The sequence below is a fragment of the Streptomyces sp. NPDC003456 genome (genome assembly GCF_042878735.1).
Classification (GTDB): domain Bacteria; phylum Actinomycetota; class Actinomycetes; order Streptomycetales; family Streptomycetaceae; genus Streptomyces.
In genome coordinates this window covers 301,440-313,584 of the sequence record NZ_JBIAOK010000007.1, presented here as the reverse complement: position 1 = coordinate 313,584, position 12,145 = coordinate 301,440, and the positions used below count along the sequence as shown (strand labels likewise).

At 73.2% G+C, this 12,145-nt stretch carries 11 protein-coding genes and 1 tRNA gene; 3 read left to right on the top strand and 9 right to left on the bottom strand.

Annotation, left to right across the window (positions count from 1 at the left end; all coding sequences use genetic code 11):
* Window positions 1-64 precede the first annotated feature (64 nt).
* Window positions 65-667: a TetR/AcrR family transcriptional regulator gene (locus tag ACFYWG_RS28840; RefSeq protein WP_383502986.1), complete on the bottom strand. Its 603-nt coding sequence runs from the start codon at window positions 665-667 to the stop codon at window positions 65-67.
* Window positions 668-822: 155 nt separating this feature from the next.
* Between ACFYWG_RS28840 and ACFYWG_RS28835 the strand changes: the two genes are divergently transcribed.
* Window positions 823-4,053: a S41 family peptidase gene (locus ACFYWG_RS28835; RefSeq protein WP_385412351.1), complete on the top strand. Its 3,231-nt coding sequence runs from the start codon at window positions 823-825 to the stop codon at window positions 4,051-4,053.
* 57 nt (window positions 4,054-4,110) lie between these two features.
* Here ACFYWG_RS28835 and ACFYWG_RS28830 read toward each other — a convergent pair whose 3' ends face one another.
* The 4 genes from ACFYWG_RS28830 to ACFYWG_RS28815 all read right to left on the bottom strand — a co-directional run bounded on the left by ACFYWG_RS28830 (window position 4,111) and on the right by ACFYWG_RS28815 (window position 7,715).
* Window positions 4,111-4,308, bottom strand: coding sequence for a hypothetical protein (locus ACFYWG_RS28830; protein ID WP_376326764.1), 198 nt, complete (start codon window positions 4,306-4,308; stop codon window positions 4,111-4,113).
* A 76-nt stretch (window positions 4,309-4,384) separates the two neighbouring features.
* Complete coding sequence (locus ACFYWG_RS28825) at window positions 4,385-5,269, bottom strand: SDR family oxidoreductase (protein ID WP_383502980.1); 885 nt, start codon at window positions 5,267-5,269, stop codon at window positions 4,385-4,387.
* Complete coding sequence (locus ACFYWG_RS28820; protein ID WP_383502977.1) at window positions 5,266-6,189, bottom strand: alpha/beta fold hydrolase; 924 nt, start codon at window positions 6,187-6,189, stop codon at window positions 5,266-5,268. Before ACFYWG_RS28820 ends, ACFYWG_RS28825 begins: the two co-directional genes overlap by 4 nt.
* The gene (locus ACFYWG_RS28815) at window positions 6,186-7,715 is read right to left on the bottom strand and encodes a flavin-containing monooxygenase (protein ID WP_385412358.1); all 1,530 of its coding nucleotides are present in this window, start codon (window positions 7,713-7,715) and stop codon (window positions 6,186-6,188) included. The genes ACFYWG_RS28820 and ACFYWG_RS28815 overlap by 4 nt, the downstream gene beginning before the upstream one ends.
* A 154-nt stretch (window positions 7,716-7,869) precedes the next feature.
* Between ACFYWG_RS28815 and ACFYWG_RS28810 the strand changes: the two genes are divergently transcribed.
* On the top strand, window positions 7,870-8,493 hold the full coding sequence (locus ACFYWG_RS28810; protein WP_376327052.1) for a MerR family transcriptional regulator: 624 nt from the start codon (window positions 7,870-7,872) through the stop codon (window positions 8,491-8,493).
* Window positions 8,494-8,503: 10 nt separating this feature from the next.
* On the opposite strand, the gene ACFYWG_RS28805 is transcribed toward ACFYWG_RS28810, so the two are convergent.
* A complete protein-coding gene (locus ACFYWG_RS28805; RefSeq protein WP_376326771.1) occupies window positions 8,504-9,307 on the bottom strand; it encodes an exodeoxyribonuclease III in 804 nt (267 codons plus the stop codon).
* A 60-nt stretch (window positions 9,308-9,367) separates the two neighbouring features.
* Between ACFYWG_RS28805 and ACFYWG_RS28800 the strand changes: the two genes are divergently transcribed.
* On the top strand, window positions 9,368-9,865 hold the full coding sequence (locus tag ACFYWG_RS28800) for a GNAT family N-acetyltransferase (protein WP_376326772.1): 498 nt from the start codon (window positions 9,368-9,370) through the stop codon (window positions 9,863-9,865).
* A gap of 134 nt (window positions 9,866-9,999) precedes the next feature.
* Here ACFYWG_RS28800 and ACFYWG_RS28795 read toward each other — a convergent pair.
* The 3 genes from ACFYWG_RS28795 to ACFYWG_RS28785 all read right to left on the bottom strand — a co-directional run bounded on the left by ACFYWG_RS28795 (window position 10,000) and on the right by ACFYWG_RS28785 (window position 12,134).
* Window positions 10,000-10,073: transfer RNA gene (locus tag ACFYWG_RS28795), tRNA-Ala, on the bottom strand.
* A gap of 83 nt (window positions 10,074-10,156) precedes the next feature.
* Window positions 10,157-11,341 carry a gephyrin-like molybdotransferase receptor GlpR gene (gene glpR / locus ACFYWG_RS28790; protein WP_383502967.1) on the bottom strand — a complete coding sequence of 395 codons (1,185 nt, stop codon included), beginning with the start codon at window positions 11,339-11,341 and terminating at the stop codon, window positions 10,157-10,159.
* A 172-nt stretch (window positions 11,342-11,513) separates the two neighbouring features.
* Window positions 11,514-12,134: a GNAT family N-acetyltransferase gene (locus tag ACFYWG_RS28785; protein ID WP_376327054.1), complete on the bottom strand. Its 621-nt coding sequence runs from the start codon at window positions 12,132-12,134 to the stop codon at window positions 11,514-11,516.
* Window positions 12,135-12,145: the final 11 nt, after the last annotated feature.

Genomic DNA, 12,145 nt, shown 5'->3' with positions numbered 1-12,145 from the left:
AGGGCAGGGAGGACCAGCCCGACGACGTGAGCGGTGACGTCAGGTGGAGGGCCAGCCGGGGGGACTAGTCGGTGGTGGGGACGCCGAGGGCGGGGAGGACCACGGCGTCGATGTACGAGGTGAGGAAGGCCCGGGTGGGCGGTTGTTCGTCGATCAGCGTGCGGGTGGCGAACGCGCCCACCAGCATGTGCACGATGTAGTCCAGGGCCGGGCGGCCGGCCTCGATCTCGCCGCGGTCGACGGCCCGCTGCACCACCAGCTGGAACTCCGCCATCTCGGGTTCGATGAGCAGTTCCTTGAACGCCTGGAGCAGGTCGGGATTGCCGTGGACCGCCATGAACAGGCCCCGCATCAGGGCGGCGTTCTGCTGCATGGCGCAGTCGTCCTCACGGGCGGTGAGGGCGTGCAGGTCGCCGCGCAGTGATCCGGTGTCGACGTCGGCGGTGCCGCCCGGCTTGTTGTGCCGGATCGCCTTCGCCACCAGCTCCGGCTTGCCGCCCCACTGGCGGTAGAGCGTGGCCTTGCTGGACCGCGTGCGGGCGGCCACGGCGTCCATGGTCAGGGCGTCGTAGCCGACCTCGCGGAGCAGGTCGAGCACGGCCGTGTACAGCTCGGCCTCGCGCTCGGGGGTGATCCGGCTGCGACGCGCGGCGACGGCATCGGCCATCGTGCTCACCTTCCTGATCCGGAACGATACGGTTTCGTACACCACCACGGTACCCCAGTCCCTAAAAAAACGAAACCGTTTCGTACGTGTGGTGGGCCACGCCACCGCGACGGCCACGACTTGCTGGTGCCCCTGCCCGGGCAAAGCATGGTCGGGTGACCTATCTGCGTCTGCCGCACCTCCACGACGACCTGCTGTGCTTCGTCGCCGAGGACGACCTCTGGCTCGCCCCCCTCGACGGCCCCGGGCGCGCCTGGCGGCTCACCGTGGACCGCACCAAGGCGGGCCACCCGCGCTTCTCGCCCGACGGCCGCCGCATCGCCTTCACGAGCTGGCGCACCCTCGTGCCCGAGGTCCACCTCGCCCCGGTGGACGGCGGCCCGGCCCGGCAGATCAGCCACTGGGGCAGTGCCGACACCCGCGTCTGCGGCTGGACCCCGGACGGCGACATCCTGGCCGTGGCCTCGCACGGCGAGCCCTTCTCGTTCTTCACCTGGGCCTACAAGCTCGCCCCCGAGGACGACCCGGGCCGCAGACTGCCCTGGGGCCCGGTCTCCGACATCCAGGTCGCCGACCTGGCCGGGGAGCGCCGGTCGCTGCTGCTCACCGGCACCCCGCCGCACGAACCCGCCTCCTGGAAGCGCTACCGCGGCGGGGCCACCGGCCGGCTCTGGCTGCACGGCGAACGGCTGCTCGACGGCCTCGACGGCCATCTGCACTCCCCCATGCTCGTCGCCGGGCGGATCGCCTTCCTCTCCGACCACGAGGGCGTCGGCAACCTCTACTCCTGCGCCCACGACGGCTCCGACCTGCGCCGCCACACCGACCACGACTCCTTCTACGCCCGCCACGCCTCCAGCGACGGCCACCGCGTGGTGTACCAGTGCGCGGGCGACCTGTGGCTGGTGGACGACCTGTCGCCGGACGCCGTGCCGCGCCGGCTGGACGTCCGGCTGAGCGGACCGCGGGCCGGACGGCGCCCGTACCAGGTGGCGGCAGCGCAACACGTCGACGGCGTCGCGGTCGACGAGACCGGGCGGGCCAGCGCGGTCGTCGTGCGCGGCTCCCTGTACTGGCTCACCCACCGCGACGGCCCCGCCCGCACCCTCGCCGACACCCCGGGCGTGCGGGTGCGGCTGCCGGAGATGCTCGGCGGCAGCGGCCGGGTCGCCTACGTGACCGACGCCGAGGGCGAGGACGCCGTCGAGATCGCCTTCCTGCCCCGGGCGACCGGTGCCCGGCCACCCAGGCGGCTGGCGTCCGGGGCGCTCGGGCGGGTGCGGGAGCTGGTCGCCGACCCCGAGGGCGAGCGGCTCGCGGTCGCCGCGCACGACGGCCGGCTGCTGCTGGTCGACGTGGGCGAGGACTCCGGCGGCGAGGTCACCGAGCTGATCCGGTCGGTCAACGGCCCCGTGCGCGACCTCGCGTTCTCCCCGGACGGGGCATGGCTGACCTGGTCGCACCCCGGGATCGGGCGGACCCTGCGGCAGATCAAACTGGCCCGGATCGCCGACCGGTTCGTCACCGACGTCACCAACGGCCGCTTCGAGGACGAGAACCCGGTCTTCACCCGCGACGGCCGCTACCTCGCCTTCCTCTCCTGGCGCGGCTTCGACCCCGTCTACGACGTGCACACCGGCGACCTGTCCTTCCCCCTGGGCTGCCGCCCCTACCTGGTGCCGCTGTCGTCCGCGACGCCCTCCCCGTTCGCGGTGAACCCCGAGGGCCGCCCGGCCGCCGGGGGCCTGGATCCCGTGGAGGACGACGCCAACGGCGACAACGGGGCGGTGACCGTCGAGGTCGAGGGCCTGGAGAGCCGGGTCACCCCGTTCCCCGTGGCCGCCTCCAAGTACTCGGCGCTGCACCCCGTGGCCGGCGGCGGACTGGTGTGGCTGCGCTGGCCCATCTCCGGCGCGCTCGGCGAGACCTTCGCCAACCCGGACGACACCAGCGGCCGGCCGACCCTGGAGCACTTCGCCCTCACCAAGGCCAGGAAGTCCGAACTCGCCCAGCACCTCGACTGGTTCGCCGTCAGCGGCGACGGCAGCAGACTGGTGGTCGTCGACGAGGGCGAACTGCGCGCCGTACCGTCCCACGAGCCCGGCGACTCCGACTCCACGGTGTGGATCGACGCGCGCCGCATCCTGCACACCGTCGACCCCGCGGCCGAGTGGCGGCAGGCGTACGAGGAGGCCGGGCGGCTGATCCGGGCCTACTTCTGGGACCCCGGCATGTGCGGCATCGACTGGGACGGGGTGCTGGACCAGTACCGCCCGCTGGTCGAACGGGTCGCCTCCCCCGACGAGTTCGCGGACCTGCTGCGCGAGGTCCTCGGCGAACTCGGCACCTCCCACGCCTACGTCACGGCGGCCCGGCGCAACGAGGGCCCGCCGCACTACCAGCGCCGCCAAGGCCTGCTGGGCGCCAACTTCGAACGCCGGGACGGCGGCTGGACGGTCAGGCGGATCCTGCCCGGCGACTCCTCCGACTCCAAGGCCCGCTCCCCCCTCGCCGGCACGGGCATCCGGGAGGGCGCGGTCCTCACCCACGTCGACGGCCGCCCGGTGGACCCCGGCACGGGCCCCTACCCGCTGCTGGCCGGTGCGGGCGGGACCACGGTGGAACTGACCTTCACCCCCGCCGAGGGCACGGGCCCGCCCCGGCGGATCGCGGTGGTGCCGCTGATCGACGAACGGCCACTGCGCTACCAGGACTGGGTGGCCAAACGCCGGGAGGTGGTGCGCGAGTTGAGCGGCGGCCGCTGCGGCTACCTGCACATCCCCGACATGGGCGGCTCGGGCTGGGCGCAGTTCAACCGCGACCTGCGCATGGAGGTCTCCCGGCCCGCGCTGATCGTGGACGTGCGCGGCAACGCCGGCGGGCACATCAGCGAACTGGTCGTCGAGACCCTCAGCCGCACCGTCCTCGGCTGGGACCTCACCCGGGACGCCCAGCCCGTGTCCTACGCCTCCAACGCGCCCCGCGGCCCGGTGGTCGCCCTGGCCGACGAGGCGACCTCCTCCGACGGAGACATGATCACCGCCGCGTTCAAACTGCTCGGGCTCGGGCCCGTGGTGGGGCAGCGCACCTGGGGCGGGGTCGTCGGCATGACCGGCCGGCACCTGCTGGGCGACGGCACGGTGATCACGGTGCCGATGAACGCGGCCTGGTTCGACGCCTACGGCTGGTCGGTGGAGAACCAGGGCGTCGCCCCCGACATCGACGTGCTGCGCACCCCGCTCGACTGGGCCGAGGGACGGCACGCCCAGCTCACCGACGCGGTCCGACTCGCCCTGGAACTGCTGGAGACGAACCCGCCCGCGACCCCTCCCACCTACCGCGACGTGCCGGACCGCTCCCGCCCGAAGCTGCCGCCCCGGCCCTGACCGGCACGGGAAAGGGGCGCCCCGCACGGGGCGCCCCAGTCCGCTCAGCACGCAACGTCAGGCGTCGAAGTCCTGGTCGAAGCGGTCCTCCTGCTCGCGCTCACGCTCACGGTCGCGCTGCGGCTGCGAGGGGTTCATCTCCTCGTCGCGCCGGCGGCCGCGGCCCTGCATCTGCTCGCGAGCCTGGTCCGCCTTCTGACGGGCCTGGTTCTGCCACTGCTCGGACTTCTCCTGGAACTGGTCCTTCATACCCATGTGGGTTCACTCCCGTTGGGGGTGAGGGGATCTGGCTCGATCAGATTCACACGGGCGGTGACCCTGCGCATGTCGATCACTCACGGAGCGTAGTGCGCCGCTGCTCGTCGGCCGCGCCGCCGGCCCCGACCAGGCCCGTGCGCATGCCCGTCAGCCGGTCCGCGAACCGCCGCATCTCACGCTGGCCCACCGTCCCGATGACCGCGGGCAGGTAGCCGCGCACCCCCTGCATCCCGCGCAGCCACCACTGCCCGTAGACGTGGCTCGACCTGCGCTCGATCCCCGCCACCAGCCGGTCCACCGCCGGGCCCAGCGGATAGGTCTTGTTGGAGGGCCAGGGCAGCCGCTGCCTCAACTCCCGCATCACGTCGTCCTGGTCGGCCCCGCGCACCATGTCCGTGTCGGTCCACGACAGGTACCCGACCCCGACCCCCACGCCCCGGTACCCCACCTCGGCCCGCAGGCTGTGCGCGTACGCCTCCACGCCCGACTTCGACGCGCAGTACGCGGTCATCATCGGCGCCGGGGTGATCGCGGCGAGGGAGGCGATCTGCAGCAGATAGCCCCGGCTCTCCAGCAGCGCCGGCAGGAAGGCCCGGGCGGTCACCGCCGAGCCGATCAGGTTCACCTCGATGACCCGCCGCCAGGACTCCGGGTCGGAGTCGGCGAACGGACCGCCGCTCGCCACACCGGCGTTGGCGACGACGATGTCCACCCGGCCGAAGCGCTCCTTCACCGCCGCGGCGACCCGGGCCATCTCCTCGTGGTCGGTGACGTCGGCGTGCCAGTGGTCGCTGTCGCCGTGCAGCCGCGCGGAGACCTGCTTGAGGGCGTCCGGCTCCAGCCCGACCAGGGCGACCCTCACGCCCCGGGCGGACAGCTTGCGCGCCAGCAACTCCCCCACGCCGCGCGCCGCTCCGGTCACCACGGCGACCTTGCCTTCGAGGCTGACCCTGCTCATGCGCTCTCCTCGGTGACGACCTGGATGTGGGTGGTGACGAGCTCGCGTATCGCGCCGGTGACCGGCTCGGGCGCCTCGATGGGCGCCATGTGGCCGACGCCGGGCAGTTCGGTGACCCCGGTGCACTGCGGCAGCGCCTCGCACAGGGCCCGCGCATGCGACGGCGGCGTCAGCCGGTCCGCCGCGCCGACGACGACGGCCGTCGGCACCCGCAACTCGCGGACCGCGTGGTCGAGATCGAGCAGGTCCAGCACCTGCGACCAGGTGTGCCGGACCGCGCGGGGGCAGGCGTGCACGATCCGGGCGCACGCCTCGACCATGTGCGGCGCCGAAGCGGGGCCCATGGTCCCGTACTTGAGGATCCGGCGGGCCAGGGGTGTGACCGGCCCGAGCGGGGCGCGCGAGCCGAGGATCCGCCGGGTCAGCCAGGTCCGCAGCCGCCCGGGCCGCAGCGGTACGACGGTGGAGGACGCCACCAGCTGCGAACTGCCCGTGCTGCACAGCAGGACCGCGGCCGCGCGGGCACGGAAACCGGCCCGGGCGGAGGCCGCCATGACGGTCATCCCGCCCATGGAGTGGCCCGCGATCACGGCCTGCTCGCCGGGGGCGAGGGTGGCCTCCAGCACGGCTTCCAGATCGTCGGCGAGCGCGTCGGTGCTGCACGCCCGGCTCGCGGGGCTGCGGCCGTGACCGCGCTGGTCGTAGGCGATCACCCGGTGGTCGGCGGCCAGGTCGCGGATCTGGGCCGCCCAGAAGGCGGTGGAGCAGGTCCAGCCGTGGGCGAGGACCACCGCGGGGGCGCCCTCGGGGCCGTGGACCTCCACGTGCAGCCGGGCACCGTCGGCGGAGACGGCGGTCAGCTCGCGCACCGGGGCGGGCGGGGCGTAGGGCCCGGAGTCGACGTGGAGGAGACGGCTCACGCGTCCACCTCCGCCTTCGCCGCGTCCTGCGTCTCCCCCCGGCCGGCCGCGGGCGGCCGCAGCACGTCGTACTCGGCGAGGTCCACCCGCCGCGTGGCGCGCCGGAACTCCGCGGTCGTCCCGGGCCAGATGGTGGTGTTGCGGCCGCTCGCGTCGAGGTACCAGCTGGTGCAGCCGCCGGTGTTCCACACCGTCCGCTTCATGCGCTCCTGCACGCGGTCGTTCCACCTCCGCACGGCCTCGGGCCGCGCGTCGAGGGCGACCCGCCTGCCGAGGACGTCGAGCTGGCGCACGAAGTCGGCCAGGTAGTTGAGCTGGGACTCGATCATCAGGATCATCGAGGAGTTCCCCAGTCCCGTGTTGGGCCCGATGATCGTCATCCAGTTGGGGAAGCCGGCCGCGGACGCACCGCGCAGGGCCTCCATGCCGCCCTGCCACGTCTCGGCCAGCGTCCGCCCGTCGGCGCCCACGACCCGGTCGGCGATGGGCATGTCGGTGACGTGGAAGCCGGTGCCGAAGACGATCGCGTCGACCTCGGCCTCACTGCCGTCGGCGGCCACCAGGGTGGACCCGCGCACCTCGGCCAGACCGCTCGCCACGACGTCCACGTTCGGCCGCGCGATCGCCGGGTAGTAAGCGCTGGACAGCAGGATCCGCTTGCAGCCGATGCGGTAGTCCGGGGTCAGCTTGGCCCGCAGCGCCGGGTCCTTGATCGCCCGGGCCATGTTCCGCTTCGCCAGCTGCTCGACGAAGCCCAGCTCGTTCGGGCGCTTGGTGAACGCCTGGACCTGCAGCTCCCGGATGCCCCACAGCAGTCCCCGGCGCAGCTGCGAGGTGAAGGGCAGCCGCCGGTGCAGCCACCGCTCCGCCTCGCTGATGGCCCGGTCCATCCGGGGCATCACCCACGGCGGGGTGCGCTGGAACAGGGTGAGCCGGGAGACCTGCGGCTGGATCGACGGCACGATCTGGATGGCCGAGGCGCCGGTGCCCACCATGGCGACGCGCTTGCCGTGCAGGTCGTAGTCGTGGTCCCAGCGGGCGGAGTGGAACACCTTGCCGGGGAAGGACTCCAGGCCCGGGATGTCCGGCACCTTGGGGTCCGACAGCGGCCCGGTGGCCGACACGACGAGGTCGGCGGACAGGCTCCCGCTGCTGGTCTCGATGTCCCAACACAGCCGCTCGGCGTCCCAGGCCATCCGCTTCACCTCCGTGTCCAAGCGGATGTGCGGGCGCAGCCGGAAGGTGTCCGCCACGTGCTCCAGGTAGGCGCGGATGTGCTCCTGGCCGGAGAAGGTGCGCGGCCAGTCCGGGTTGGGCGCGAAGGAGAAGGAGTACAGGTGCGAGGGCACGTCGCAGGCGCAGCCCGGGTAGCTGTTGTCCCGCCAGGTGCCGCCGACGCTGCCCGCCCGTTCCAGCACGACGAAGTCGGTGATGCCCTCCCGGCGCAGCCGCACGGCGGCCCCCAGCCCGCCGAACCCGGATCCGATCACCGCGACCCGTACGTGCTCGCGTTCGCGCTCGCCCATGCCGACACCTCCACACACCACGAGAACCATGCCAGTGAACACTGGCGCAATGGGAGCGTAGGGCAGGAGCGTACCGATGGGTAGGGGGCAGGACGAGGAAGTTACCGCCGGTACGCCTTAAGGTGCCCAGGTGGCCGAGAAGCGTGAATACCGCATGGAAGAGCTGGCCCGCCTCGCCGGGATCACGGTGCGCACCCTGCGCTTCTACCGCGAACGCAAACTGATCCCGCCACCGCGCCGCGAGGGCCGCATCGCCTGGTACGACGACGACCACCTGGCCCGCCTGCGCACCATCACGGCCCTGCTGGAGCGCGGCCACACCCTCAGCGGCATCGCGGAACTGGCCGAGGCCTTCGACCACGGCCGGGACGTCGGCGACCTCCTCGGCGTCGGCCCGCCCACCGAGGAGGAGCCGGTCCACCTCACCCCCGAGGAACTCGCCGACCACTTCGCCGGCGAGGCCACCCCCGAGAACCTGGCCGCCGCCATGGACCTCGGCTACCTCGGGACCGACGGCGGCGAGATCGTCCACATCAGCCGCCGCCTGCTGGAGGTCTCCTCGGCCCTGGTCCGCGAGGGCATCCCCCTCGCGGAGGTCCTGGCCGCCGCCAAGGAGGTCCGCACCCACACCGACGCCCTGGCCGACCTCTTCACCGCCCTGGTCCTGCGCCACGCCGACCACAAGGACCTCCCCCGCCTGCGCCCCCTGGCCCGCAGCGTGGTCGAGGCGGAACTCTCCCTGGCCCTGGACCGCCGCATGCGCGAGAACGGCCCCTGAGGGGCGCGGCCTAGCGGTCGTAGACCACGGTGACGGGGGCGTGGTCGGACCACCGCTCGGCGTGCGTGGCGGCCCGCTCCACGAACCCCTTGACCGCCCGCTCGGCGAGCCCGGGCGTGGAGACGTGGTAGTCGATGCGCCAGCCTGTGTCGTTGTCGAAGGCCCGCCCCCGGTACGACCACCACGAGTACGGGCCCTCCGTGTCCGGGTGGAGGGCCCGGACCACGTCGACGTAGCCTCCGTCGGCCGGGTCGAGGACGCTGGTCAGCCAGGCGCGCTCCGCGGGCAGGAAGCCGGAGGACTTCTGGTTGCCGCGCCAGTTCCTCAGGTCGGCCTTCTCGTGCGCGATGTTCCAGTCGCCGCAGACCAGCACCTCGCGCCCCTCGGCGGCGGCCCGCTGCCGCAGCTCCTTCAGATGGGCGAGGAACTCGCCCATGAAGCGCTCCTTCTCGTCCTGCCGCTCCGTGCCGACCTCACCGGAGGGCAGGTACAGCGAGGCGACGGTGACGCCCGGCAGGTCCGCCTCCACGTACCGGCCGCTGCCGTCGAACTCCGCGGAGCCGAAGCCGACGCGCACCCGGTCGGGCTCGCGGCGGCTGTACAGCGACACCCCGGCCCGGCCCTTCGCGGCGGCCGGCGCGTGCACGACGTGCCAGCCCTCGGGCGCCCGGACGTGCTCGGGCAGCTGCTCCGGTTCGGCCCGCACCTCCTGCAGGCACAGCACGTCGGCCGCGGTCCCGGCGAGCCACTCCACGAAGCCCTTCTTCGCGGCGGCCCGCAGCCCGTTCACATTCACAGAGGTCACAGTCAGCACCCCGGCACGATACCGGCACCCTGGACAGAGTCCAGTTCCGGATCGCATACCGTGTCTGTCATGCACATTCGCCGGGTCTCCTTCGACCACCCCGACGCCATGAAGCTGAACGACCAGGTCCAGGCCGAGTACGCCGTCCGCTACGGGGACGACGGTGACGCCACCCCCATGGCCGCCGCGGACTTCGACCCGCCGAACGGCACCTACCTGGTCGCCTACGACGCCGACGGCACACCGGTCGCCTCGGGCGGCTGGCGCAGGCAGGACGCCAACGGCGAGGGCAACCTCGACGGGGACGCCGAGCTCAAGCGGATGTACGTGATCGAGCAGATGCGCGGCCGGGGTCTGGCCCGCCGCATCCTGGCCGCCCTGGAGGAGGACGCCCGCGCGGCGGGCCGGGTCCGCATGGTCCTGGAGACCGGCACGAAGCAGCCCGAGGCCATCGCCCTGTACACGTCCAGTGGGTACGCGCCCTGCACCAAGTTCGGCTACTACCGCCATCACGAGGCGAGCCGCTGCTTCGCCAAGGACCTGCGGCCGGGCGCCGAGGGCGCCTGACGGGGGCTCAGCGAGCGGCCCGGCTGTGGCCCGTGTCACCTCTGGCGCGGACCGGCTGCGGTCACCCACCGACCGGTCGGGCCCTGAACATACGTCAGAGCCCGGTCGGTTTCCCGACCGGGCTCTGAGCTGCGTGGACCTGAGGGGATTTGAACCCCTGGCCCCCTCGATGCGAACGAGGTGCGCTACCGGACTGCGCCACAGGCCCTTGCAACGAGTGAAACTTTAGCACCCCGATCGGCCTGCTTGGAAATCCGTTCCGGAGGGGCGGCCACCTGCGGGTTCGCGGGACTACTCGTTGGCCGCCCGGGGGCGCTCGCCGTCCTCGTACTGATCGAACAGCGGCGTGCGGCCGCGCTCCCGGGCCCGGCGCGCGGAGGCGGCGCGGCGGGCGTCGCTGCGCCCGTCGTCGTCGGCCGCGTCCTGCGGGCGGGGGTCCGCCCCGGCCGGTTCCGGGGCGGCGGTCTCCTGCTCGGCGTCCGGCGCGACCGCGCTGGAGCGTGCCGCGCTCCAGGTGTCGGGGGCGCCGAGGTCCACGTCGCTGGTGGCCCGCGGGGCGACCGGGGCGGTCACGTAGGTCGGCAGCGGGACCGGCACCGGCTCCCAGCTGTCGCCGCCCTGACCGGGCCGCCGCTGGCGCTCGCGCTGCTGGTCGACCCACTCGGCGTGGTCGGTCTGCTCGACGAGGGCGCGCCGGTCGGCCGCGAGGGCGGACAGGCCGGGGTCGGCGACCGGGTCGGGCCCCGCCTCCGGCTCGCCGGCCTCCTCGTCGGCCGCGAGGCGCCTGCGGGGCTGGCGCTGGCGCTCGCGCAGCCGCTGGGCCGCGGCCTCGGCCATGCGGCGGTCCATCTGGTAGGTGAACCGCCGGCGCTCCTGGGAGCGCAGGTAGGCGATGTACACGCTGAGCATGACCGCGGGCACCCCGGGGGCCCACAGGAACGCGAGCCCTCCGACGGCGGCGACGATCGCGCCGAGGGTGAAGGCGAGGAAGAGCATGATCGTGGTGCGCCGGCGGCGCGCGAGGACCTTCGAGCGCCGGGCCCGCGCCGCGGCCGCCTCGGCCTGCGGCGAGGCGCGCCGGGCGGCGGGTACGCGCGCGCGGTCGGGGGCGAGGTCGCGGCCGGCCGGTTCCGGTGCGGGATCCGGGTGGGCCGGCTGCTCGGGGGCGGGCTGCGGTACGGGCACCTGGGTGTGCGGACGGGTGGTGGACACGGCGAAGGCCCGGACGTCCACCGACTCGGTGGCGGCGTCCAGGTCGTCGGCGTCCTGCTCCTCCTCTTCGGCGGAGCGCGCCCGCAGGTCCTTGGCGTACCGGCGCTCCATGGCCGCCTTTCCGGACAGGAGCCGGATGGCGGTGCTGAAGCGTTCCGTCGGACGGGCCTCGTTCAGCTCGTCCTGCCTACGGAGCCACATCGGCACCAAGTAGGCGGCCCAGGCCCCGACAATGACTGCGTAGATGAGGCCGCTGCTGCTCACGTCTCACACCGTAGAGGGGTTTGCGTGAGGCCATCTGCCAATTGAGCCGGTGTGTCGCACGATCTGGCTGATATTTCGAACTTTTCTTGTGACCGATGCGATCAGCGGACCGCTCGGGCCGGGAATTCATGGCCCCGAGACGGTCATCCGACGATCAATTTCGAACACTTATTCAATTTCCGGGGCGGTGGCGCATTCCCGGATTACTCTGCGAGCGCGCCCGGTGCCAGCGCCTGAGCAGCCCGTCCGGCACTTCCTCGGCCGTGAGCGCGAAGACGAGGTGGTCGCGCCAGGCCCCGTCGATGTGGAGATAACGCGGCCGCAGTCCCTCCTCGCGGAATCCGAGTTTCTCCACGACCCGGCGGCTGGGACCGTTCTCCGGGCGAATGCAGACCTCGATGCGGTGCAGACCGACGGAGCGGAAACAGTGGTCCGTCACGAGGGCCACCGCCGTCGGCATCACCCCGCGGCCGGCCACCGCCTCGTCCACCCAGTAGCCGATGTGCCCCGAGCACATCGAGCCCCAGGTGATCCCGGCGACCGTCAGCTGCCCCACGAGCTGGCCCCGGTACTCGATCACGAAGGGCAGCATCCGGCCGGCGTTCGCCTCCGACCGCAGGTGGCGCACCATCTGGCGGAAGGTCGGGCGGTGGGTCAGGGGCCCGCCCGGGGTGGGCGGCGGGATCGTCGCCTCCCAGGGGCGCAGCCAGTCGCGGTTGCGCCGGTTGACCTCGCGCCACGCCCGCTGGTCGCGCAGCTTTATGGGCCTGAGGACGATGTCGCCGTCCACCAGCTCGACGGGCC

Bases quoted from the DNA above. Each gene is read 5' to 3' on its own strand.
- ACFYWG_RS28840 (WP_383502986.1), bottom strand. From the start codon at position 667: ATGGCCGATGCCGTCGCCGCGCGTCGCAGCCGGATCACCCCCGAGCGC.
- ACFYWG_RS28830 (WP_376326764.1), bottom strand. From the start codon at position 4,308: ATGGGTATGAAGGACCAGTTCCAGGAGAAGTCCGAGCAGTGGCAGAAC.
- ACFYWG_RS28825 (WP_383502980.1), bottom strand. From the start codon at position 5,269: ATGAGCAGGGTCAGCCTCGAAGGCAAGGTCGCCGTGGTGACCGGAGCG.
- ACFYWG_RS28815 (WP_385412358.1), bottom strand. From the start codon at position 7,715: ATGGGCGAGCGCGAACGCGAGCACGTACGGGTCGCGGTGATCGGATCC.
- ACFYWG_RS28810 (WP_376327052.1), top strand. From the start codon at position 7,870: ATGGAAGAGCTGGCCCGCCTCGCCGGGATCACGGTGCGCACCCTGCGC.
- ACFYWG_RS28800 (WP_376326772.1), top strand. From the start codon at position 9,368: ATGCACATTCGCCGGGTCTCCTTCGACCACCCCGACGCCATGAAGCTG.